At 47.2% G+C, this 20,318-nt stretch carries 22 protein-coding genes; 11 read left to right on the top strand and 11 right to left on the bottom strand.

Translation table 11 applies throughout. The features are described from left to right. Positions 1-310: transposase (locus tag L3N51_RS07210; protein WP_238026372.1), on the top strand; the 310-nt coding region annotated here is incomplete at its 5' end. A 14-nt stretch (positions 311-324) separates the two neighbouring features. On the opposite strand, the gene L3N51_RS07205 is transcribed toward L3N51_RS07210, so the two are convergent. Next, a complete protein-coding gene (locus L3N51_RS07205) occupies positions 325-1,353 on the bottom strand; it encodes a tellurite resistance/C4-dicarboxylate transporter family protein (RefSeq protein ID WP_238026370.1) in 1,029 nt (342 codons plus the stop codon). 30 nt (positions 1,354-1,383) lie between these two features. Next, on the bottom strand, positions 1,384-3,426 hold the full coding sequence (locus tag L3N51_RS07200; RefSeq protein WP_238026368.1) for a xanthine dehydrogenase family protein molybdopterin-binding subunit: 2,043 nt from the start codon (positions 3,424-3,426) through the stop codon (positions 1,384-1,386). Between the two features lie 263 nt (positions 3,427-3,689). Here L3N51_RS07200 and L3N51_RS07195 point away from each other — a divergent pair, with 263 nt between their 5' ends. After that, the gene (locus L3N51_RS07195) at positions 3,690-3,926 is read left to right on the top strand and encodes an AbrB/MazE/SpoVT family DNA-binding domain-containing protein (protein ID WP_238026366.1); all 237 of its coding nucleotides are present in this window, start codon (positions 3,690-3,692) and stop codon (positions 3,924-3,926) included. 549 nt (positions 3,927-4,475) lie between these two features. On the opposite strand, the gene L3N51_RS07190 is transcribed toward L3N51_RS07195, so the two are convergent. From L3N51_RS07190 to L3N51_RS07180, 3 genes are all read right to left on the bottom strand, one after another. Further along, positions 4,476-5,837: an AAA family ATPase gene (locus L3N51_RS07190; protein ID WP_238026365.1), complete on the bottom strand. Its 1,362-nt coding sequence runs from the start codon at positions 5,835-5,837 to the stop codon at positions 4,476-4,478. Positions 5,838-5,980: 143 nt separating this feature from the next. Then, entirely contained in the window at positions 5,981-6,250 is a 270-nt protein-coding gene (locus L3N51_RS07185) for a hypothetical protein (protein WP_238026364.1), read from the bottom strand. 296 nt (positions 6,251-6,546) lie between these two features. Then, entirely contained in the window at positions 6,547-8,052 is a 1,506-nt protein-coding gene (locus L3N51_RS07180; protein ID WP_238026363.1) for an APC family permease, read from the bottom strand. A gap of 90 nt (positions 8,053-8,142) precedes the next feature. On the opposite strand from L3N51_RS07180, the gene L3N51_RS07175 reads away from it, so the two are divergent. Further along, positions 8,143-9,123, top strand: a complete 981-nt coding sequence (locus tag L3N51_RS07175; protein WP_238026362.1) for an N-acetylmuramoyl-L-alanine amidase — start codon at positions 8,143-8,145, stop codon at positions 9,121-9,123. A 154-nt stretch (positions 9,124-9,277) separates the two neighbouring features. Here L3N51_RS07175 and L3N51_RS07170 read toward each other — a convergent pair whose 3' ends face one another. Further along, a complete protein-coding gene (locus L3N51_RS07170) occupies positions 9,278-9,607 on the bottom strand; it encodes a winged helix-turn-helix domain-containing protein (protein WP_238026361.1) in 330 nt (109 codons plus the stop codon). 335 nt (positions 9,608-9,942) lie between these two features. Between L3N51_RS07170 and L3N51_RS07165 the strand changes: the two genes are divergently transcribed. After that, the gene (locus tag L3N51_RS07165; RefSeq protein WP_238026360.1) at positions 9,943-10,170 is read left to right on the top strand and encodes an AbrB/MazE/SpoVT family DNA-binding domain-containing protein; all 228 of its coding nucleotides are present in this window, start codon (positions 9,943-9,945) and stop codon (positions 10,168-10,170) included. Then, positions 10,130-10,564 (top strand): PIN domain-containing protein, encoded by a 435-nt coding sequence (locus L3N51_RS07160; protein WP_238026359.1) that lies wholly within the window; start codon positions 10,130-10,132, stop codon positions 10,562-10,564. Before L3N51_RS07165 ends, L3N51_RS07160 begins: the two co-directional genes overlap by 41 nt. Positions 10,565-10,934: 370 nt before the next feature. On the opposite strand, the gene L3N51_RS07155 is transcribed toward L3N51_RS07160, so the two are convergent. Beyond that, positions 10,935-11,636, bottom strand: a complete 702-nt coding sequence (locus tag L3N51_RS07155) for a hypothetical protein (RefSeq protein ID WP_238026357.1) — start codon at positions 11,634-11,636, stop codon at positions 10,935-10,937. A gap of 195 nt (positions 11,637-11,831) precedes the next feature. Here L3N51_RS07155 and L3N51_RS12550 point away from each other — a divergent pair, with 195 nt between their 5' ends. Beyond that, a complete protein-coding gene (locus tag L3N51_RS12550; RefSeq protein ID WP_255776205.1) occupies positions 11,832-11,966 on the top strand; it encodes a hypothetical protein in 135 nt (44 codons plus the stop codon). Between the two features lie 250 nt (positions 11,967-12,216). Here the strand turns inward: L3N51_RS12550 and L3N51_RS07150 are convergent, their stop codons facing one another. Then, entirely contained in the window at positions 12,217-12,795 is a 579-nt protein-coding gene (locus tag L3N51_RS07150) for a hypothetical protein (protein ID WP_238026355.1), read from the bottom strand. Positions 12,796-13,182: 387 nt separating this feature from the next. Here L3N51_RS07150 and L3N51_RS07145 point away from each other — a divergent pair, with 387 nt between their 5' ends. The 4 genes from L3N51_RS07145 to L3N51_RS07130 all read left to right on the top strand — a co-directional run bounded on the left by L3N51_RS07145 (position 13,183) and on the right by L3N51_RS07130 (position 16,485). Next, the gene (locus L3N51_RS07145) at positions 13,183-14,289 is read left to right on the top strand and encodes a S26 family signal peptidase (RefSeq protein ID WP_238026354.1); all 1,107 of its coding nucleotides are present in this window, start codon (positions 13,183-13,185) and stop codon (positions 14,287-14,289) included. After that, positions 14,279-14,704: a hypothetical protein gene (locus L3N51_RS07140; protein ID WP_238026353.1), complete on the top strand. Its 426-nt coding sequence runs from the start codon at positions 14,279-14,281 to the stop codon at positions 14,702-14,704. Before L3N51_RS07145 ends, L3N51_RS07140 begins: the two co-directional genes overlap by 11 nt. Next, positions 14,701-15,672 carry a DUF5305 domain-containing protein gene (locus tag L3N51_RS07135; RefSeq protein ID WP_238026352.1) on the top strand — a complete coding sequence of 324 codons (972 nt, stop codon included), beginning with the start codon at positions 14,701-14,703 and terminating at the stop codon, positions 15,670-15,672. Before L3N51_RS07140 ends, L3N51_RS07135 begins: the two co-directional genes overlap by 4 nt. A 537-nt stretch (positions 15,673-16,209) precedes the next feature. Further along, positions 16,210-16,485 carry a winged helix-turn-helix domain-containing protein gene (locus tag L3N51_RS07130; protein WP_238026351.1) on the top strand — a complete coding sequence of 92 codons (276 nt, stop codon included), beginning with the start codon at positions 16,210-16,212 and terminating at the stop codon, positions 16,483-16,485. Positions 16,486-16,658: 173 nt separating this feature from the next. Here L3N51_RS07130 and L3N51_RS07125 read toward each other — a convergent pair whose 3' ends face one another. Continuing rightward, positions 16,659-17,477 (bottom strand): hypothetical protein, encoded by an 819-nt coding sequence (locus tag L3N51_RS07125; protein ID WP_238026350.1) that lies wholly within the window; start codon positions 17,475-17,477, stop codon positions 16,659-16,661. Beyond that, entirely contained in the window at positions 17,465-18,076 is a 612-nt protein-coding gene (locus L3N51_RS07120; RefSeq protein ID WP_238026349.1) for a maleate cis-trans isomerase, read from the bottom strand. The genes L3N51_RS07125 and L3N51_RS07120 overlap by 13 nt, the downstream gene beginning before the upstream one ends. A gap of 134 nt (positions 18,077-18,210) precedes the next feature. Between L3N51_RS07120 and L3N51_RS07115 the strand changes: the two genes are divergently transcribed. Next, positions 18,211-19,083 (top strand): SDR family oxidoreductase, encoded by an 873-nt coding sequence (locus L3N51_RS07115; RefSeq protein WP_238026348.1) that lies wholly within the window; start codon positions 18,211-18,213, stop codon positions 19,081-19,083. Between the two features lie 179 nt (positions 19,084-19,262). Here L3N51_RS07115 and L3N51_RS07110 read toward each other — a convergent pair whose 3' ends face one another. Then, positions 19,263-20,237 carry a hypothetical protein gene (locus L3N51_RS07110; protein ID WP_238026347.1) on the bottom strand — a complete coding sequence of 325 codons (975 nt, stop codon included), beginning with the start codon at positions 20,235-20,237 and terminating at the stop codon, positions 19,263-19,265. Between the last annotated feature and the right edge of the window lie 81 nt (positions 20,238-20,318).

The raw sequence follows: 20,318 nt of genomic DNA, 5'->3' as shown, positions 1-20,318 counted from the left end.
TAGAGTGGTGGAGGTGAACCCGCACCTCACATCCAGGTCTTGCCCCAGATGTGGATGGGTTTCCCGAACGGCTGGCAGGACCTTCAGGTGCGGGAGGTGTGGGTTCACCCTCGATAGGCAGTTCAACGCGTCGCTTAACATAATGAAGAGGTTTCTGCATAAGTTTAACCTCAGGATGTGGGGGTTTCCTCACCGCAAGGTGAGTGGGGTTATCCCCCTAATGGGAGTGAGAAGGATGAACGGTTCAATCCGCGACTTCGGTGAACTCCAAGGGTCGAGAATTGAATACAAAGTACATGAAATTCAATGAGACCCAAACCCCTCTCACAGGGGCTTTCTCAGCTTTATCACGATGTTGTATATCAACCCCCCAAATTGATACGCCCACAGGATCACGGATATATAGGCGAACATGTAACTAATCAGTGAAACGCCGGGAATCCCGCTAACCCTCGCAGTAAAGTACGTACCAAGGTCGTAAACAGCTATGGGGAACACCGCACTCCAGAACTGGAAGTCGTACTTCAGGAATGAGATATGTCCTCCCACATGTTTCCACACGAAGAGAAGGAAGAGTAGGGGCATCCACCAGGTTCCATACGCCCAGACCAGTATCCCCGATCCCAGAAGAAAATCCCTGAGTTCGAGGAGAACGGGATAGCCGGGACTTGAGTGAAGAAGGAGGAGGGAAGATGAGAGGGAAGCCAGGGCGGGAAATCCACCGTTGATCCAGTAAGCCGGAATCATATCCTCCGCCCCAACCCTGGTCAGGAATAGCCTGGACGCAATTAACACCGTAACCACCAGATAGGTTACCCATCCCACGAAATAGGTGATGAGACCGGCGAAGATCAACGGGGAAACCAGAGTGGAAAGGTCCACTGACAGGACTGAAAGGGTGAGGGTGGACACGGGCAATAACAGCCATAGACCGTTCACGTCCTGGATTCCACCCTTGTCACTCCTCACGGTGAGGGTGAAGAGGAAATAATACTGCAGGATTACCCAGAGGACCAGGCTCACACTCCAGAGGACCAGGGCGATGCCAGCCTCATGAAGTATTAACACCAGCTGATCCCCAACAACATCCGTCCCCGCCACCACCGTGAGATATCCCAGTCCCCTGCCAGGATCGTGCACGTCCTCCCTCATCTTTTCCCTGAACCTGAATACCCTGACCAGGTTGAAGGCAATCAACACAAGGTAAAGGAACAGGTTCAGGACGGTGAGCAACAGGGCAGGAGAGATGAGCCCGTACACCTTCAGAATGATGGATACTACTCCCGTGGCCATAACGGCACCGAAGTAGGAAGGTGAAAGAACGGAGATCTCAAAAAGTATCCTTTTGAGCATGGGATGTGTTTGAAAATCCAGGAAAAAGATTTACCCGGGATAGTAGGGAGTTCCGCTCAACTTCCTCCCCAGGGCCTTTTCAAGCGCCAGGAAAACTGCGGGCAGGGCTCCCGTGGTTCCAGCCTCACCCACTCCCCTGGCCTGGCTCAGAGTGTTAGAGGGGGTAGAGAAGGTCTCCGACACAACCCTGCGAACTGCCTCCACTGCGGTGGGAAATCCGTTGTCCGAGATGGATCCATACACTGGATTTCCGTTCTCGTCATAGGGAGCTGATTCCAGGAGAACCTGAGATGCCCCCTGAAGAACTCCCCCTATGATCTGTCCCTCAACCTCTGATGGGACTATGGCCCTCCCCACGTCATCTATGGCATGGTACTCCACTACCCTGGCGAAGCCCGTCTCCCTATCCAGGTCCAGGACTGCCATATGTATCCCGGGGGTGTAGAGGTCGGAGGTCCTGGTGAACACCTCTGCCTCAAAGACCTCGTTCGATGCCATTGCCTCCTTCACGGTGAGCCCTCTCTCCCTTATCTTCTGAAGAACTGCTCTGGAGGCCTCAATCACCGCAGATCCGCCAGCAGCGGCGCTCCTGCTTCCGAAACTTCCAATCCCTTCCTTGACCAGGGAGGTATTGTTAACCTCAACCCTTACCTGGCTGGGATCGAGACCCAGGACCTCACCGGCCAGAAGGGCGAAAGTTGTCCTGTGGGCCTGTCCGTGGGGTCCGCTACCCACCGCCACCAGGACTTCTCCCTTACCTATCCTCACCCTGGCTCCCTCTCCTGGCGATGCCCTCACCACCTCACTGAACGCCACGAAGGATATCGCCTTCTCCCTGTATTTCTCCTTGAGGGCGTAGTAGACCTGCTCCGCCCGGGTGAACATTTCCTTGTAAGCGGCCCTGTCAATCTTCACACCCAGCGGTGTGGTGAACTCTCCCTCAATGAAGTTCCTCTTCCTTATCTCCACGGAACTCAGGCCCAGCTTCTCAGCCAGGTCCTCAACAAGCGTCTCCGTTATCAGTGCAGCCTCAGGTCTTCCCGCCCCCCTGTATGGACCTGTAGGAGGTTTGTTTGTGTAGACACCCATGGCCCTCAATTTGGCGAACCTCATCCTATAGGGTCCGTTTGTCAGAGAGGCGATGAATGCGGGGGTGGTGGTGTTAATGGTGAAGGCGTAAGCTCCCAGATCCACGGCAATGGTTCCCTCCAGGCCCAGGATTGTGCCGTCCCTCCTGGCGTGAAGCTTCACCCTGGAGTAAACTCCCCTTCCCTGAGTGGGATTGGTGAGGTGTTCCCTCCTGGTCTCGATCCACTTTACCGGCCTTCTCAGTTTTATGGATGCCATGGCAGTGAGGACGTACTCTGGGTAAGCTGGCACCTTGTTTCCAAATCCTCCCCCAACGTTGGGAGGGGAGTAAACCACTATCCTCTCAGGTGAGATCCCCAGGGCCTCCTGCAGGTCTGCCCTCACCCTGAAGGCCGACTGGAAAGATCCTATCACGGTGAGCGTGTCCCCGTTGTAGTAGGAGATCACACCCTTGGGCTCCATGGGATGCTGGACTATCCTGTCCTGCCATAGTTCCCTCTCCACCGTGACCTCTGAGTTCACCAACTGGTCCAGGTCCCCTCCACTCAGGTCCAGGTCTATTGCCACGTTCCCTCCCTCATGAATCTTCACCTCCTCCCTGAGGGAGTCCTTCACCGAGAGGACCGGCGTCTCCTGTGTGTAATCAACCCCTATCTCCTCAGTCACGTCCTCAATCTCGTATCTGTCCTTCACCACGAAGGCAACCACGGGTTGTCCAACGAAGTTAACCCTCCCGTTGCTCACAATGGGCATCTTGACCAGGTTCTTGGTTCTGGGATCGGGCCTGACAGGCATATATGCGGAGACAGCATCCCAATCCAGGAAGAGCAGAACATTATCACTCCTGGAGATGTCGTTTACCTTTCCCCTCGCTATGGGAGATCTGACCACTCCTAGGTAGACTGTGTCAGGGAGCTCCACGTCATCCACGTATTTTCCGTGACCAGTGATCTCATCCAGATGTTCCCTTATCCTTATGGCCATAACGATTGCCTATAAACTGGACATAAAAAGCCTTTCTTGAACGTGTTTCATGTCCCATGGAGTGGCCTGCGAGGGCTACCTCACATTGTTGTGCAAGGAGTCTTTAACGTGAACTACATAACAAACCGAGCTAGTCAGTTCATCGGTGACCAATAGTAATTTGTTTTTGGCCTGTTTTGTTAGAACTTAATAAAGTTGGCCTGCTTTTCAGAAAAATCCACCACTTGACGCCGGGTTTATATGTTACTATGCCTTGTTACTTCATGATAGAGGTTAAGGTCACAAGGAACTACCAGATTACCATCCCTCAGGAAATTAGGACTAAATTGGACATAAACGTTGGCGATAAACTGATCCTGAGAATCGAGGGAGACAGGATAGTTGTGGAGAAGAAAAGGGGGAACATCGCCTCTCTTAACGTTTCCATAGGGAAAAGAATAACCGATGAAGACGTTAATAGAGCCGTAAGGGAGGCGGGGAAAGAGGTTGGAAGTGGTTAACACTAATTTCGTCATAGCTTCATTTTTAAGGACAACGAGTTTCATAAGGAGTCACGCAAGATAGGCCGATCAAAGGAAGTACTGGGATTCGTCATTTGAACTCTGGGGGATAAAAACGAAAAGGGTCTGCTTCAACTACGCCAAGAGATGCTTAAACAGCGACAGGGAGAAGGTTAATCTCCCTATTCTTAGGCTTACTCACAAAGTTCCTACATGGGTTTTAGGATACATGTAACCGTATATTCTCCCTCTTAGTTCATACTCCTGGAGGATCCTCATCCCTTGAACTCGGTGTCTTTTAAACCACTCATTGAATGTAGGAGATTTGTTAAGTATCATTTTCTCCTTGTTCTCTATGTCGTATGAGCGATAGTTCAGAACTACATTTTTAATGATTTTTAATATAGATGTAATAGTATCTATATCTCTATTATTTCCATAATTGATTGGTATTACTTAGACAATTCTGCTCAAATACAGTAAGCAAAGAAGCCTGATCATAATCCACAGCAAATATATTAAAAGCAAGATTGATATGCACAATTTTATTTAAATAAGTGTTAAAAATAGGTGCGCAGGTATTATCACTCCATCTTCTTCCGCCTTTATTTCGTCGATATCACGTACCACAGAAATAGTATAGTAATTAAGTGTTACTTCACTCTTACCTGCATTCTCCGTAGCTTCACTCACCCTCTTAATTACTTCACTCGCCTTCTTAATATCCCCTCTAGCCTCCTTAACAGAATTTGAAACTTGAACGAGGACTTTATTTCCCTCGAGTGTGAAAATGCAGTCTACGTCGATATCTCCATCATTATAAAATTCCAGTTTCGTGTTAAGTCTAGAAATATGGGAACATACTGTGTGTTCCAGCAGATGGCCCTCTGCTACGCTCAGCTTGGATTTGTCTTTCATGTCTATCATGTTGAAGTATATGGCCCAAAAGTACGCAGGATCATTAAGGAACAGTCTCATGATCTGAGTATTGCTGTTCGATTCCACTTCACTCATGGGTGTAGCCTCCACTAGGATGTGGGCCTTAATGAAGAATTGAATTAGTTTATGCACCAGGGTAGGATCGATCCTCTTATTAGAAAGAGCCAAATCTTTTTTGAGCTGTTGCTCTAATTTTGCCACGTCTATTACTGTGGCCATTTTGGCCATATTCCCATAGGTTACAGGAAACTTTTTCGTATAATCCTCACTTAGCCCGGCCAATGGTGCATCCTTATGTATACTATTAAGTATATCTAAAATAAGATTATATGTATTTTCAGGGGATAAATCATTTATTCTCTCCAATATTTGAGGAAATCCACCGTACTTAAGGTAGGTATCAAGTGCAGCCCTCAGATTATAAGACTTTCTCAGATAGTCATTAACATTTTCAATGATATCCCTATTATTTTTTAATATCTCCCACATGAACTCCAATCTTTTCTCCTTTTCTAAGCGCAGGAATTTGGCCTTTGTGCGTCCGAGGGTATTATCCTTGAACTGTGAAAACTTCAGTGGGAGAACTACCAGAGGGTTGGATAACCGAAGTTTACCGCTTTTGCAATATCCTGATCTCCCGCTAATAGTGGAAAACTTGTTGGAGATCAGAATACCAGCGCTGCCTGTCACTAATAAGAATAACCTCAACTCTTGGCTCTCCATATAATCCCACAGTTCCTTAACCAGTTGAGCCCAATCATCCCCCAGAGATGTTATCTCGTCGAGAAGGAAGATCACCCTTTTGTTATCCCTATTATGCACTCCAATTACAAGATCTTTCAGGGAGGAGCTGGTAAGGAAACGTCTGACCGTCGATTCCTCTAAATTGATATAGCAGGTTTGTTCCGGAAAACTTTGAAATACTTTTCTTAAGATAGTAGTTTTTCCTACTCTCCTCGGTCCAGTTAACACCAGTAGATCCCTGTTGCATTCACCCTTAGTGAAACTCTCTATAGACCTCTTGATTATCCTGAACCAGCGCTCGTGATAAAAATACATATTAATATTGCCAACATTCCGGCATTCGCGCAGTACTAGATCCAGAGGGTTCCCGGTCATCGCCATAGACCAGCCCTTCTCAGCGAAGCTTCAATAACCTCCAGTCTCCTTTCCAGTCTAGTCTGGAAGAGACTCAGCTCTCCAATTTTCTTCTTCAGTTCATCGATCTCCTCCCTCTCTTCCCTCTTCTCGTCCGAGAGGTAATCTAGGATAATCTTCTTCACAACCGCAGAGGGCTTGCCCCTCGCTTCTAGTTTCTTGTATGTTTCTTCGTCGACCCTGAAGGCGATGAGTCTCCCGGCCATATCGTTATCAACTGTTATCATAAGTTAACAGAACCATAAAAATTCTTTGAACCTGTCAAGGATCTACAGTGCGTCGACACTATAATGAAATCCCTACAAAAGGATGATTCTGTTATCAAAAGTTATCAACTGTTATCACTGAGTTAACATTTGTTATCAATTGTTAACAAGATCCAGTGGGATCAGTGACTGAGTTTCTAACTCTGGTTGAGATGCTTAGAATTACGATTTGGAAGAGATCACGGGTGCTATAGACCCTCGTTCCGTTACCCCAACATTTCAGATAGTACATTAGCTTGAATCTAGGGTACTCCTCTCTATTCTGGCGGGATCTCCCGGAACACCTCCCTTAGCTCTATCCCCTCTCTCCTTCTCAGCCTGCTGGCAACGGCGTAGATCAGCGCTCCGCTTCCCACTAGAGCCACCAGGTAACCCGTTCCTATTACGTTGATCCCAGAGCTGGACACCACTCCGAAGAAGGGATTGGTCACGGACTCATACGCCAGGAAGGCCATGAAGGCAGAGGACAGAGCCCCCAGTATCACGAGAGAGGACTTTCCCTCACTCCTTCCCACCTTAACTCCCGTCAACCCCACCAGGAAGAGGTAAATTGCTGCGAGGGGCGTATACGCGTAAAGTGACTCTGCACCGTTCACTGAGATGAGGGGGATCGCCAGGAAGATTAGCGTGAGGATCAGGTCCAGAACATGAGCAACGTAGGGGGAGGAGGCCCTGTTCAGTTTTGCGAAGGCGCTAGGGAATATCCTGTCAAAGGAGAAGGCGAAGATATATCTTGAGAACACCACCACACCGAAGGCCATGACGAAGAAGTTCCAGGAGATGAGACCGAGACCCAGGAGCCACTGAACCGGGAGAGGTGAGACTGCTATGGCTGCGGTCCAGAAGTTGTAGGTGAACGAGGGGTAGAGTGACGCGTTGAAGGTGTATCCGCCCACCAGGTCCATCACAAGGAAGGGAATCGTGATCATGGCTGTGGTGAGGAGACTGCCCAGCACCAGGTTGAGCTTTACGTTCCCCTTAGCCTCAGATGCCACCGCGGGCCCTGCGTAAAGCCAGATATACGCGTAGGAGGCAAAATAGGGTATCATGTAAACCGTGGATCCAAGGCTGAAGGACGGGCCACCGTAACTTGAGGGAGTCACTCCCTCTCTGGAGAGGAAGACCCCCACCAGCTGGTGAAAGTCCCCTGCGTTGAGCAGGATCATCACCACCCCCAGGGCCAGGGTCGCAGATGCGAACACCCCAAGCCAGGTGGTGAGGGAGTAGCCCCATCTGGGTTTCACTATGTTCACTGCGATGATCACTAGGAACGCCAGGGCCGAGAGTCCGTAGATGAGCAGTTCCTGCCCCAGCGTGAGAGTCCCGTAGGGGTTCACGAACACGTTATTGCTGAGGTACACCAGCGACCTCACGTTATCCAGCACCCCAATCTCAGAGAGCACGGCGTTTATTGCCGACACAGAGAAGAACGCTGAAAGCGCAAAGAAGGGAGGCATGTTGAAGGCTATGGCTATCCCCATGATACTGCCCAGCGTTCCGTTGAGTTTCCTGGACAGCCACACGTAATCCCCACCGGTCCTGGGCATCCTCGTCATTAGGGCCGTGTACAGGAGGACCAGGGGAAGGGAGATGAGGAAGGTGAGAAGGGAGGCCACCCACAGCCTTGCGCCGGGAACTATGTAGGGGGAGATCCCCTGGAAAACGGCCAGCCCCGCACCCATGTTTGCCACGTTCAGCATCACTAGGTCCTTAAGGGTGGCCTGTTTCACAAGTCCCGAGGACTGTCTGAGGAACTTGGACATGTTAACCCAGAAATCTAGAAAGGGATAACAAGATAAATCAATATTAACCTGTCAAAATATGCATAGAGAATGGGCGGGGAACGGCAAAAAATGCCAGACAGAATAACAAGGATGTTGCTACACGTGGAGGGGGAGGTCCCCAGGGTTAGAGAAAGAGTCAGGAGGCTCATGGGTGAGCACGGGCTGGAGGAGGCCACCAGGGATTACGACGCAATACTAGTGGTGGGGACGGACGGGGAGCTACTGAAACTGCTTCAGACCCTTGGCGTCCCTGGGGCGCCAATATTCCACGTAAGTCCCCCGGGTTACTCCACCTTCTACTCCTCCGTGGAATGGGAGGGTCTTAACGGGGCGCTGGAGAGGCTCTCCAGGGGAGAGTACCGCGCGGAACAGCTCACCAGGCTGAAGGTGTGCGTGGGCTCCAGTGACGTTTATGCCCTGAATGAGCTGGCACTCTTCCCCTCCAGAAGCGCCACCGTCATGGAGTACTCCTTGACAGTCAACGGGGAGCTCCTGTGGAACGATAAGGCGGACGGCATCATTGTGGCCACACCTGCGGGTTCAACGGCGTACGCATACTCCGCTGGAGGACCCATGGTTCTCAAGGGAACAAGGGTGTTCGTTGTGGTTCCGGTCAACTCCCTAAACCCCATGAGGAGGAGCCTCGTGATACCTGACGAGGCTAGACTGGAGATCAGGGACATCTCCAGCCAGGTGGGCGTGGAGGCGGTACTGGATGGCGTAACAAGGGTTCGGGTTAGTGACAGGGTGACCGTGGAGAAGGGGGATCCGGTCTTCCTTATCAGGTTCACTGAGAAGGTGGGCGAGAACATTGAGAGAAAGGTGAAACTGACACTTGAGAGCCAGGACATACCACCCAGTGCCAAGTTTGTGCTGAAGATGCTTCAGATTTACGGCGAGGCTACGCCTAGGGAACTGGTGGAGAAGACCGGTCTACCAGATAGGACCATCAGATATGCCTTGTCAATCCTCGTAAGGAAGGGTATTGTGAAAAGAATTGCGAATCCACGAAACATTCAGCAGAGAGTTTATAGGGTTGCCAAACCTTGATCAGTACTTTCCTTCGCGATGTACACGCGTGATTCGACGTATCGAGTTTGAAAAAGGAGTATGTGATTCGTGTTACTTCACCTGAGCCAGTGAAAAGATAAAACCTATCTAAACGAGATGAGAACTGGATGAAAAAGGTTTATCTCGAGTTTTCTCAGTTAACTTTACTAACTTCAATCTTTCCCTCCTTCATTCCCTGAGGATGTGAGGTTAACATGGAGATTCTGAATTCCAGATCCTCAATTTCTCTTCTAGTGTTCTCCCTCTTCACCAGAAGGTCGAGTAATCTCTGGCCCTTATCTGTCAGGCATTTCGTATTCCCTGTTGTTATAAACTCATTCTGCTCCAGGTCATGAAGATACTTGTTGAGGAGGTCATAGCTCAGGTTCGCCTTATACATGATCTCGGTTTTCTTACCTCCCATGGCACAGATTGACAAGATGTCAAGGTAAATCTCCAGTTTTCCGCGTCTTTTCGTTGTCATGAATAATAGCTATCTTGTAAGTATTTAAGAGGTCTCTAACGCGATGCATGAGGTATTTGACATGGAGGCCCTGCACTTGTCAAATTTCTCATACAAGTCCTCTTGTGATTTTGTAGATTAGAACAGGATTTCAAGCGAATAGTTACCGGTCAGGGCTAGATCATATTATCCTGCATCTAAGGAACCTTCAACGTGAGCCCTGTAAACTGGACTAAGCTCCCAGCCATCACTCACGACAGTGATCTCGGCTAAGGAACACAATCATTTTAGTCAGTCTAATCTGACTTATCTGAGTAATCAGACAAACTTTTATTTTACCGGGACCAGTTACACCTATGGAGAAAGTAATAAAGGTTGGGAAGAGAAACGCAATTTACCTGCCCAACGAGGTCGTGGAGAGCCTGGGAATAGGTGAGGGATCCAGCCTATTGCTCACGGTGAAGGATGGGAAAATAGAGATCCTACCACTGAGGAGGGCCAATAAGTACTGGGCCGAGATCTCAAGTCGAGAGGTAGAAGAGGTTGGAGAAGAGATTAGCAGAGATCTCGGAGTTACTGGTTGATACCTCATTTCTGCTTCCTTTCGTGGGTATAAGGGTGACAGATGCGAATCTAAATCTGGAGGGCAAGATTTTGCACTATCCCTCCCTCATGCTAACGGAGCTCTTCGCCGTGATAATGAAAGAGGCCAAGAAGAGGAGACTAGCCTCCATCCCCAGAGAGGCACTGGATGGGTTCCTGTACGTCGGATATGAAGTGAATCTGATTCAACCGGTGGAACAGGACCTGATAATGACCTATGAGGTGATAAGGAATGGATGGAATGACGTATTTGACGCTATCCTCTATGCAACTCACGTTAGGACCTCTCTACCCATCGTAACTGTTGATGAGAAATTCGTGAACTTCCTCTCCAGTAACGGGTTTAACGTGAACGGTATTCTCCTGGTTTCATAATGTCCGATGAACAGTCAGAGTGCGGTTCAGTTAAGTAGGGTTTTGCGATACGTAGGTAATGTGTGGAGTAACTGAGCAAAGACCTGCAGGTTTCTGCGAGATCTCAAATTGAAAGAGAGCCGAAGATGTCACTTAAAAGATGCTTCACACACTTTATGTCAGGACTCTCTATCCTAGGCCAGGGCAGGATTCGGAGCTCATCCAGGTAAAATCCTAAAAAGCACTGGGAGTGGATCTAAGGACCAGGCCTTCTATCATGATATCGTGGCTTAGCTAAACCGAATCCACATATCAACGAAGTACTGACTAAATTGTTGATTCCTAATCAAAAATTTTTAAAATTAAAAAAAGAAAAATAAAAATTGCCGTGTTACTCAGTTAGTTGATAACCGTAGAGGTTCAGGTAGTAGTCGAACGTTGTCGCCGCTGGTGCACCTGGGTTGTTCACCAACATTTCCACTATCAATATGTCATAACCTGGCTGTCCGCCGGTTAAGGTAACTCCGGAAGTGGCGTAGTGCTGATTTATGTTTTCCGTCGCTAATAATGTGAATGTAACGCCACCAAGAGAGATCTGTCCACTTTTGGCCTGGGTAGATGACTGAGTTACTGGGATAGTGTTGTTAACGAACAGAAGATTAGAGTTAAGGGTGGAAGTATTGGGATAAGCTAGTATTAAGAATCCGATGTTCTGATCTACACTAGATGGAGAGAAGTGTGCGTTCTCGATTGAGGCGTTCACCATTAATGTTCCATTTCCATTATACTGTACATCGACAACCTTCCATACATATATTGCAGTGTAAGCGTTACCCTCGTCGTTGACCAGATTTGTGGCAGGAGCGCTACCAGGACCTACCTCGGGAAGAGATACGGTCAGTTGGCCTGCGCTATTTACCGTTGCAAAGTTTTCAAGAGGCTGGATCTCGATTAACGCGTCATGACTATTGATATTCACGACGCTTCCACCAACGTCAGTACCAATACTGAAACCCACCAAAAACATCTGAGCGAACAGTACTGTAGCTAACGCGACTAACACGGATATTGCGGTTATGGTTTTTAGGTTCACGGTTTCACTGAAAACATATAAGTTTAGTTGGATATTTAAATTAAGTTCATCATGTTAAAATAAAATATATATCAAAATCTCCGTGGTATATATCTAACCCTTCATTTCGTATCTATTAGAATGGGGAAGTACTTTACCCATAGTTTGCTATGTGCCACGAGAAATCTCAGGCATTAAGTCCTTCATGTCGTGTTCATGATACCCATAATCCCGCCCATAAGTATTGACGCCATGACCGCGAAACAGATAACGAGCCTCGGTTTCCCAGTATACGTACTTTCCCATTATTCTTCTGTTACCGACCAGTACCCCAATGAGTATGGCGGGTAGTACTATGACTATGGGCGATACCGAAAACATAGTCAAGACAAAGTTGATAAATGGAACTATTGCTACCGATCACTGAAACAAGATGGCAAGGATTGATTCCACAATGCAAAGCTTCACGGTATTATTGTAATTATTCCTGTTTATAGTCTCTAGTACCCACAAATTTGAAAAATTATGATACTAAGATAACCGAAGATGAGGTTTTCATTGACATAAATGCAGAGACTTAGGGCTCTTTACAGTGGCCTGCTCAAGGAGATTTATCCATCCGTTTTACCGCCTTCATCACTGACGACATATGTTTGGTGGTGTCATACACGTAAATAACTAGGACAATGATAATTAAGATTAGAAGAACCACGTTTCCGTAAAGTACAACTTTGAACTGAAAGGACGACATTAGTCCGGAGAAGGGCCCAAGAACCGTCTCTATTACAGTTATAACGGAAAGAATCCTGATCGACCTCGTAATGAAAGTCGTAGAATTGATCCTGTTTGTGAGGTTACCTATCTCGTTGGCCTTATTCAACACCATTTCCAATTGTCTCTTGATGGGAATAAACCTGTTGACCACCTCAGTATAAATGTCGTTCCACTCCTTTCCTTGTAGGTTAGTTATATACACGAACAGATCCTCAAGCAGGTTGGTGGCTTCCCCTTGGGAGAACAGATCAGTCAGCGAAATTAAAAAGTCGAGAATACTTGCGTTTATCACCTTATTCTTCATGGACTTGATCATTCCATTGTAGTAATCAACTAGTTTCCATAACAGCACCAAACTTGTCGTGGACAGGGCGAGATTGATGATTTCCAGGAGTGTTAAGAACATATCATGCAGTAAATCAATGTGCGAAATTAATAAATTGAGACTGTGTAAAGCGAGGATTGTTACATATCTTTCTCGATTCGTGATCCATAAGGAGACATTCACCGGTGTAACGCATCGCTGAAAGTACTCAAGTACAGTTCATGTAGTGTGTGGATTTTCTGAAAACTAAGCCTTATCCATCGTGACACCATGGCTCAGCTAAGCCTTATCCTGACGTGATTCATTCAAATACTCCACACACTACAGTTTATGTGAAAATCCTCGCTTACCTACTAACTATATCACAAAGTATGTACTAGAGCCGAGTTAAATGAGAGGATTTTAAATATTTTTCAACGTGCAGTAGAACATGACATTAGTTAGCTTGAACTATGAGGTGAAACTTCCTTGAATCCTGCTGTTGATCTAGCGTGGGAGTACGCCAAACCTGTCCTAAGGCTACTTTTCAAGTTGTCTCTTGTCTTCCTCCTGATCTTCTCCGTAGCCGTCATTTCTGCAAATCTTGATGGCAGGCCGCTATTTGTTGCCTTTACCAGCGGGTACAGCATGTATCCGTACCTTAAGCCGGGTGAACTCGTGTTCATAGTACCTGAGCCATTTGCAGGGAAAGTAACCCCGGGCAACATAATTGTGTTTCATGATCCAGACTACGGAAAAATACCTGGGTATCCGCCTTACATCATTCATCAGGTGGTGAATTCAACAAGTAAGGGATTCATCACCAGGGGAATAAACGACGATTACGTGGATCAGATTTACATGCCTCCCGTGAACTCTTCGGAGATTTACGGGAAGCTCCTGGTCCTGAACGGAAACCCCGTGATAGTTCCAGGGATAGGTTCCATCGTCTATTTCCTCGAGAATAACTCCCTGGAAGGCGTGATAATCCTCACGCTTATAGGGATATCATTCCTGGTGCTGGATACGTCTACCAAGAGTCGTCAACGGAGGCAACTAAGGATCTCAACCAGAGGCATAATGCTGGGAATCGGTGTCGTGATCATCTCCTTTACAATCATTGCTTCGCTTGCCATGTCCTTCTCAGCCACATTTTCCTACTTCACCTCAAATACACCAGTGGAAATAGGAGGTGGCGCCCTAAACACGCCTTCAATAGATCTAGGCGTAATTATGCATAGTCATTCGTCCTCTTACGTGGTGAACGTAACCAACAGGCTCCTCATTCCCGAGTACGTTGAGGTCTCCTCTGTTAGGGGTTCAAGTTCCGCCTACTACAATATTACCCCCACCAATACAATACTTATGCCCTCTCAAACCCTTCACCTCAAGTTTACCGCAATAGGGAACGGATCTCAAGGACTCAAACTGGTTGTGGTGAAGGCGTTCGTAATTCCCACCCTTTTCCCCATTACTCCCCTGGCGCAGGGGCTAAAATACTATCCCCTGGAATTGCTATTAATCAGCTCAATCATTAGTACATTGCCATTTATAATGTTCATCTACATAGTGAGGCTGAAAAGTGATGATTGGTAAAATAGTTCTAACCATTTTCATGATTGCCGTAGCCTCCTTTCTAGTTCTCTCATCGTGGATGCCGGGTTTCGGAGTCTCCAATCGCGGCACCTTTGAAGTGGGACCAACCATGGCGTATGGTTCCATGACATATGAAGGAAATCAGACGTATGATCTATCGTTAAACGATGTGTACCTAGTCTCGTACACTAACCAGATTCAGGTGATCATTATATGTCCTCACGCGTCCATAGTGAACGTGAAAACGGATGGATCGTACACCATACAGAATGGAGAGTTAGTAATTCAGTATTTTAATCAAGTGCCCTGGGCTGAGGTAACGCTTAACTCCACCTCCACGCCCACCCCCACAGTGTCCATGCAGATGTTCATAGGACAGGGGAGTCTGGGAATAATAGGGGTTGATTCGCCATGAAAACCAGATTCATGAAAACCAGGACCATGATAGCACTAGCAATTTGTCTGCTATTTCTTTCAGTGTCCGGGACAATGATTTATTATGGGTACGCCTCCAATGTTCCCTATTACAGGACCTATGAAGTGCCAACGTACAGTTATCAGGCCCAGCTCAATCTGTGGAGTAACTTTCACATAAACGATTCGATTCTGTTTGATAACGTGACGTGTGTGAACAGTAGCACAATGTTCTCCAAACTGGTGGAAAGCATCACTTTGCATGCTGAAGTGAACGCCTCTGGAAGCTCTCCCACGTCGTACAATGGAACATACGTCGTTTATGAGTATCTCTCCACAAGCGACTGGACCAAGTACATAGGAAGCTTCCACGGACCCATCGCAAACTCTTCGGGACAATTGCTTTTCTTCAAGTATGCCCCTAACATAACCCAGTTCAATAACCTTACCCAGAAAATTAACCAGCAAGTTGGACTCAGTTTCACGAGGTTTACAATAAAATTGGTGGTTATTGCAAACCTAACTCTGCATAGCGGGAGTGACGTGGTTCCGGTTACACTTGAAAAGAGCATGGAGGTTTATTTCGGCTCCCTCAACTACACATTCTCCCAGGACCCAGGAGGTAATGTAACTCAGACGCTCTATCACCAGGATCTAGTCAGGGGTATGACAGGGTACAATAAAATGCTGTTCATATCAGGGGGAATATTTGCCATATTTGGAGGAGTATCCTTCGTTTATGGACCTAAGGCTGGAGAAACCATGAATCCAGAGGCCATGGCAGAGAGGACCCTGAGAAAGCTATCGGTGAGCGGGACCGCTCCTTCAACAAACTCCCGGGAAGTTAAGGTCGAGAGTGCCAGGGGATTACTGAAGCTCGCGAAAACGCTGTCCAGAACCCCAGTGAAATTTGATAAGGGCTACTACATCATCGATTCGGATACAACTTACGTATGGAATAAGAGCTAAAGTTATTGTTTTTATTTTTTAACTCTGATACTATTTGTTTAGTTCTAAAATATTCTCCGTACAAAGGGTGAAAAGGTTTGTTCAGATAAGGATAGATCCGGCAGTCAATCACGTTCATAACATGTTAACTTTTAAGTTTCAGGCAATCGTCTAATTTAACTATACGCTAAATCAATTTATCAACTCCTAGAAGAGTACCCTGATATTTTCTGTCTTCCATTATCGCGAAGCTCTAGAATTAGTCACCTGATAGGGATAGAAAACCCTGTGGGTCAGTGGGTACCACTATCATTTTCCTATCACTGATCATCATGGTGTCCTCAGACTTGCATAAACTCGTCTTACGGTATTGTGACTTCGTACTGAACTCCTTTAAACTTAAAATATGCTAACATGATGATACTATGTGGATAACCAAGAATTTATAACAAATGTATGATATAAAATTTTGACAACAAGTCAATGGAGATGTCAAAGTTGCTAGATACCACGTACAAATGATTTATATGTTAAAGGCTGTTAATTTATCTGGTTATCATGATAAGAAGAACTAGGCAAGAAATTGTTTTGAGTATGTTGGAGGGTTGCTCTGGAATTGGGACTAACAAGACCAACTTAATGTATAAATCCGGTCTGAATTACGATTCCTTTCTTAGGTACTTGAATCACTTGATGGATATTGGTCTCATTTCCTTAGTTGAAGGAAAGTACAGGTTGACGGGAGAGGGGATGAAAACACTGGACAAGCTGAGGAAATTCAAGGAGCTCAAAAAGAGCATGCAGAAGATGATGGAGGATATCTCGGACGTGTGAGGTTTATATAGGTAAAAGATTTATTTAAAATATTTTTCCTTGTACTATAAAATGATAAAAATATCTTAGAACTGTAGATCAGAAGTTAAAAAATATAATCAATAACGCGAAATCTATAATTATGATATCTAATTATCTCGTGATCATGATGACGGCAATCTAAAAACTTTCTATCAATATATGTTGATGTTCGTTATTTTACTGAACTCTACTGATAACATAAAGTAGTCGCGAAACCAGACTAGTAACGCCTTTTCCCTATCAAAGTCAATGAAGCCGTAGGGATGAACTATCCTGGAAAGGTTACTGTAGATCCTTTCAAGGTTCCTGGGATCATAACCGGATAAGTGGCACGCAAGTCCTATCAGCGCGCTCACCTTGGGCATTGCGAGAGTCAGGGCTACAGCGGGGGCACCGCACTTGCATCTTATCCTTCCCTTCACCCCGAGATCATGAAGGTCTCTGGAATACTGGGGAAAGGTCAGATGTCTCTTGCACACGGGTTTGCCCGCAAGGAATATCCTTTCCCCCGTTAATGTCCCCTTTACGCCCAGCTTTTTCTTTCTGGAGAGCGCCTCTCCTAGGCTTGTAATGATGAACCCTGCGTCAACCAGCCTGTGCCAGGTTCTGGTCCTCACTAGATCCAGGTAGAGATCGCTAGTTCTCTCCACGAACTTTGAGAGACAGAACCTCTCCAGGATAAACCTGTTGCTCTCCTCAGCGGAATGGAGGTTACCTCTCAGGGCACTTCGATAGCCCTCCATGACAGCGCGTTTGATCTCCTCCCCAAAAATCAGGTCATGGTAAATGGCCATGGATCTCCGCACATAATCCCTCACAAGTTTTCGCAGGCCAGACCATCCGGAGGGAACCTGATCGATGATGTCCAGCGTGTTTCTCCTTGTCCTGAAGAGGTTATCGGATATGAAGAGAAGGACCTCCTCGCAGGACCTTGACCTGCACCTCCGTATCCTCTGTTCTATCCACTCCATTTTGCTCCCTCAACCAGTACGGATGACGCAGTTATCACAGGTTTTTCTCCCTTCAGCCTATGAAGGTAAGGAAGGGTGGAGAGAATGGTGCATGCCACGTATATCATCTCAGCCTCAGGATTCTCGTGACCTATCTTCACAGCTCCCTCCACGAGGTGGGGAGGAGTGCTGGATATGGCCTCTCCACCAGTTCTTCCAAGGGCAACTGAACCCACAACCCTGGTATTGAACCCTCTCAACCACTTCACCTCATAATCATGCCTGTATTGATTGTATGGACTTACTAGGAAGATGCTCTTTCCACTCACCTGTTTAACTATTTCCTCGGTGGCGATGAGCACGGGTTTTGAGAAGAACCTGTGAAGCAGTTTCCATCCATGCGGAGAGAAGACACCGTAAGATCTTGCGTAAAGTATCAGATCTCCCTTCTCCACTTCACCCTTGATCTCGGAAAGCTCTCGGAACATCCTCTCCCTTTCCTTGTGAGTCTCCCCGTGGCCCGGGTAAAACTTCATGTAGAAAGCCCTCACGTCCATCAACGCGGAGAGATCCCTTTCAAGTGTTTTATTTTCCTCAGAAAGAATGAGAGAAATTCTCATTTTTCATTTAGAAATGATAATCTTTTTTTACTTAATAAGTTTATGGTAAAGCCCCGTGGAAACGCTGATCTCAACACAACCTTGAAGCTGTGTTAGGACAATAACGTTAAACGTTAGAGGGAGGTATTATCCTCATGAGAGTGGTAGTGACAGGAGCTGGTGGTCTTCTGGGAAAGAGGATAGTTCAGGCGTTCAAGAACGAGGAGGTGATAGGGGTATACAACAGGAGCGAGCCGGAAACCTCTAGACATCTTATCATGGATTTAAGCGCCCTCAACATGAAGCCTATTGAGGACCTGTCACCTGACGTGATAATTCACGCTGCAGCTCTCACTGACGTGGATAGATGCGAAAGGGAACCCCAGCTGGCCAGGCTAATGAACGTTGAGGTAACCAGGGAAATTGCTAAGGTTGCAGGGAAGAGTAACGCCCTTCTGGTTTACATCTCCACAGATTATGTATTTGATGGAAACCGGGGAAATTATAGCGAGGAGGATGAACCCAACCCAGTGAACGTGTATGGTCTGACAAAGCTAGAGGGGGAGAAGGTGGCGAGGGAGGTGGACAGCCTGGTGGTCAGGACCAGTACCCCTTACGGTAGCAATCCAGCCAGCGGGAAGGATAACTTCGCCCTCTGGTTATTGAAGAAGTTGAGGGCCGGGGAGCCGGTAAATGTTCTGGTAGATCAGATTACCTCTCCCACCCTCAACACTAATTTCGCCCTCATGCTGAAGGAAAGCGTGGAGAAGGGGGTTAGGGGTGTGTTACACCTTGCCGGTAAGTCTCAGATCAGCAGGTACAACTTCTCGCTGAGTCTGGCCAGAACATTCGGTCTTGATGAGAGGCTGGTGAGACCTGCTTACTCCAGGGATATGAAATGGCTCGCGAGGAGACCCCTGAACTCATCCCTGAATGTTGACAGGGCCATGTTGCTGGGTCATAAACCAATGACTGCTGAGGAAGGGCTCATGGAGTTGAGGAGGGAACTTGAAGGTGAGGCAAGGTAACGGGAAACATCTAGTTGGGGGCTACCCCGTTGTTTAGAAGACTTTGTGGTGTGTGGAGTATTTAAATGAATCACGTCAGGATAAGGCTTAGCTGAGCCGTGGTGTCACGATGGATAAGGCTTAGTTTTCAGAAAATCCACACACTAGAGCCTTTGACGTGAAATACACAACAAACCGAGCTAGGCCCTCTGGTTGAACGACTCCAGGAGGGACTTAATCACCTCGCTCTCTGTCCAGAACCCTGTCAGCACTTCCCTTTTCTCCCTCATGAAGTCCTGAAGCTCCGGATGATCCCTCACTACCCTGTCCATTATCTCCTCCACGGTCAATGACCTGTCCTTGACGTACTCTGTCACCATCTCTGACACGGCCAGGGCCAGCATCTTCCTGTCCACCCTGAGTTTCAGCTTCTTGGCTTCATCCTCCAGAAGGTTTGTGAAGGGTTTGTACTTGAAGGTTAACATATTGAAGTTTCTTCCCACTCTCATTTCCTTGAGCTCCCCGTTGTCGAAGACCTTTATCACCACCCCTTCCTTGCTCCTCAACCAGCTCATCACTCTCTCCGCATCAATATCCTGAGGGGTCCTCACTCTCATGTACTCCACAGCGTGAGGTAGGGTTATCTCGGGAGGTTCCAGGTATCTTCCCTCCCTCAGCACGTCAAAAACACTGAAGTTCAGGGGTTCCCTCTCCACGTTAAAAGGGGTATACTCTCTTCCGAAAATCTCCATCTTGACAACAACCTTCTCTTCCCTCATCAATTCCATCAGCTTCAGCAGGTCGCCCTTAAACCTGGCGTAGACCCCCAGCAGGAGCCCAAGGTCCTGTTTATCCACTTCCGTCCCGTTCTTATGCTTCATGTGGATTCTATCATCAACCCTCATGACTATCTGCGTTCCGTCATGTTTCGGCTCCAGGTACGTGGGAAACCTCAGGAAAGCCTGAATTTCTTTCAGTGAATCCAGATTTTCAGTATTGTACTGGATCTCGCTCCTGGACAGTTCCCCGTCATAGTCCCCGAAGATATCTTGAAACTCCTCCAGAACCTCCTCTCCCGGAGTCAGACCCAGTCTTTTCTTGCAGTATTGTAGAAGTTCCGATTTCATGTTGGGATTGTTCTGGAAAAGGTTCACATGATAGGTGATCTCCTCCATATAAAAGGATATGTGGAGGTGTCGATTTAGAACCCTTCAAGGACCATCTTCCCGGAATGGGTTTGTCGGATTCATGCAATC

Origin of the sequence: Metallosphaera javensis (ex Hofmann et al. 2022) (assembly GCF_022064045.1) — an archaeon.
Lineage (GTDB): Archaea > Thermoproteota > Thermoprotei_A > Sulfolobales > Sulfolobaceae > Metallosphaera > Metallosphaera javensis.
This window is presented reverse-complemented; position numbering and strand designations above follow the sequence as displayed.

Excerpts from the sequence above, each read along its gene's own strand:
- L3N51_RS07205 (WP_238026370.1), bottom strand. The coding sequence starts at position 1,353 with ATGCTCAAAAGGATACTTTTTGAGATCTCCGTTCTTTCACCTTCCTAC.
- L3N51_RS07200 (WP_238026368.1), bottom strand. The coding sequence starts at position 3,426 with ATGGCCATAAGGATAAGGGAACATCTGGATGAGATCACTGGTCACGGA.
- L3N51_RS07195 (WP_238026366.1), top strand. The coding sequence starts at position 3,690 with ATGATAGAGGTTAAGGTCACAAGGAACTACCAGATTACCATCCCTCAG.
- L3N51_RS07185 (WP_238026364.1), bottom strand. The coding sequence starts at position 6,250 with ATGATAACAGTTGATAACGATATGGCCGGGAGACTCATCGCCTTCAGG.
- L3N51_RS07180 (WP_238026363.1), bottom strand. The coding sequence starts at position 8,052 with ATGTCCAAGTTCCTCAGACAGTCCTCGGGACTTGTGAAACAGGCCACC.
- L3N51_RS07175 (WP_238026362.1), top strand. The coding sequence starts at position 8,143 with ATGCCAGACAGAATAACAAGGATGTTGCTACACGTGGAGGGGGAGGTC.
- L3N51_RS07170 (WP_238026361.1), bottom strand. The coding sequence starts at position 9,607 with ATGACAACGAAAAGACGCGGAAAACTGGAGATTTACCTTGACATCTTG.
- L3N51_RS07165 (WP_238026360.1), top strand. The coding sequence starts at position 9,943 with ATGGAGAAAGTAATAAAGGTTGGGAAGAGAAACGCAATTTACCTGCCC.
- L3N51_RS12550 (WP_255776205.1), top strand. The coding sequence starts at position 11,832 with ATGATACCCATAATCCCGCCCATAAGTATTGACGCCATGACCGCGAAA.
- L3N51_RS07150 (WP_238026355.1), bottom strand. The coding sequence starts at position 12,795 with ATGTTCTTAACACTCCTGGAAATCATCAATCTCGCCCTGTCCACGACA.
- L3N51_RS07140 (WP_238026353.1), top strand. The coding sequence starts at position 14,279 with ATGATTGGTAAAATAGTTCTAACCATTTTCATGATTGCCGTAGCCTCC.
- L3N51_RS07135 (WP_238026352.1), top strand. The coding sequence starts at position 14,701 with ATGAAAACCAGATTCATGAAAACCAGGACCATGATAGCACTAGCAATT.
- L3N51_RS07130 (WP_238026351.1), top strand. The coding sequence starts at position 16,210 with ATGATAAGAAGAACTAGGCAAGAAATTGTTTTGAGTATGTTGGAGGGT.
- L3N51_RS07125 (WP_238026350.1), bottom strand. The coding sequence starts at position 17,477 with ATGGAGTGGATAGAACAGAGGATACGGAGGTGCAGGTCAAGGTCCTGC.
- L3N51_RS07120 (WP_238026349.1), bottom strand. The coding sequence starts at position 18,076 with ATGAGAATTTCTCTCATTCTTTCTGAGGAAAATAAAACACTTGAAAGG.
- L3N51_RS07115 (WP_238026348.1), top strand. The coding sequence starts at position 18,211 with ATGAGAGTGGTAGTGACAGGAGCTGGTGGTCTTCTGGGAAAGAGGATA.
- L3N51_RS07110 (WP_238026347.1), bottom strand. The coding sequence starts at position 20,237 with ATGGAGGAGATCACCTATCATGTGAACCTTTTCCAGAACAATCCCAAC.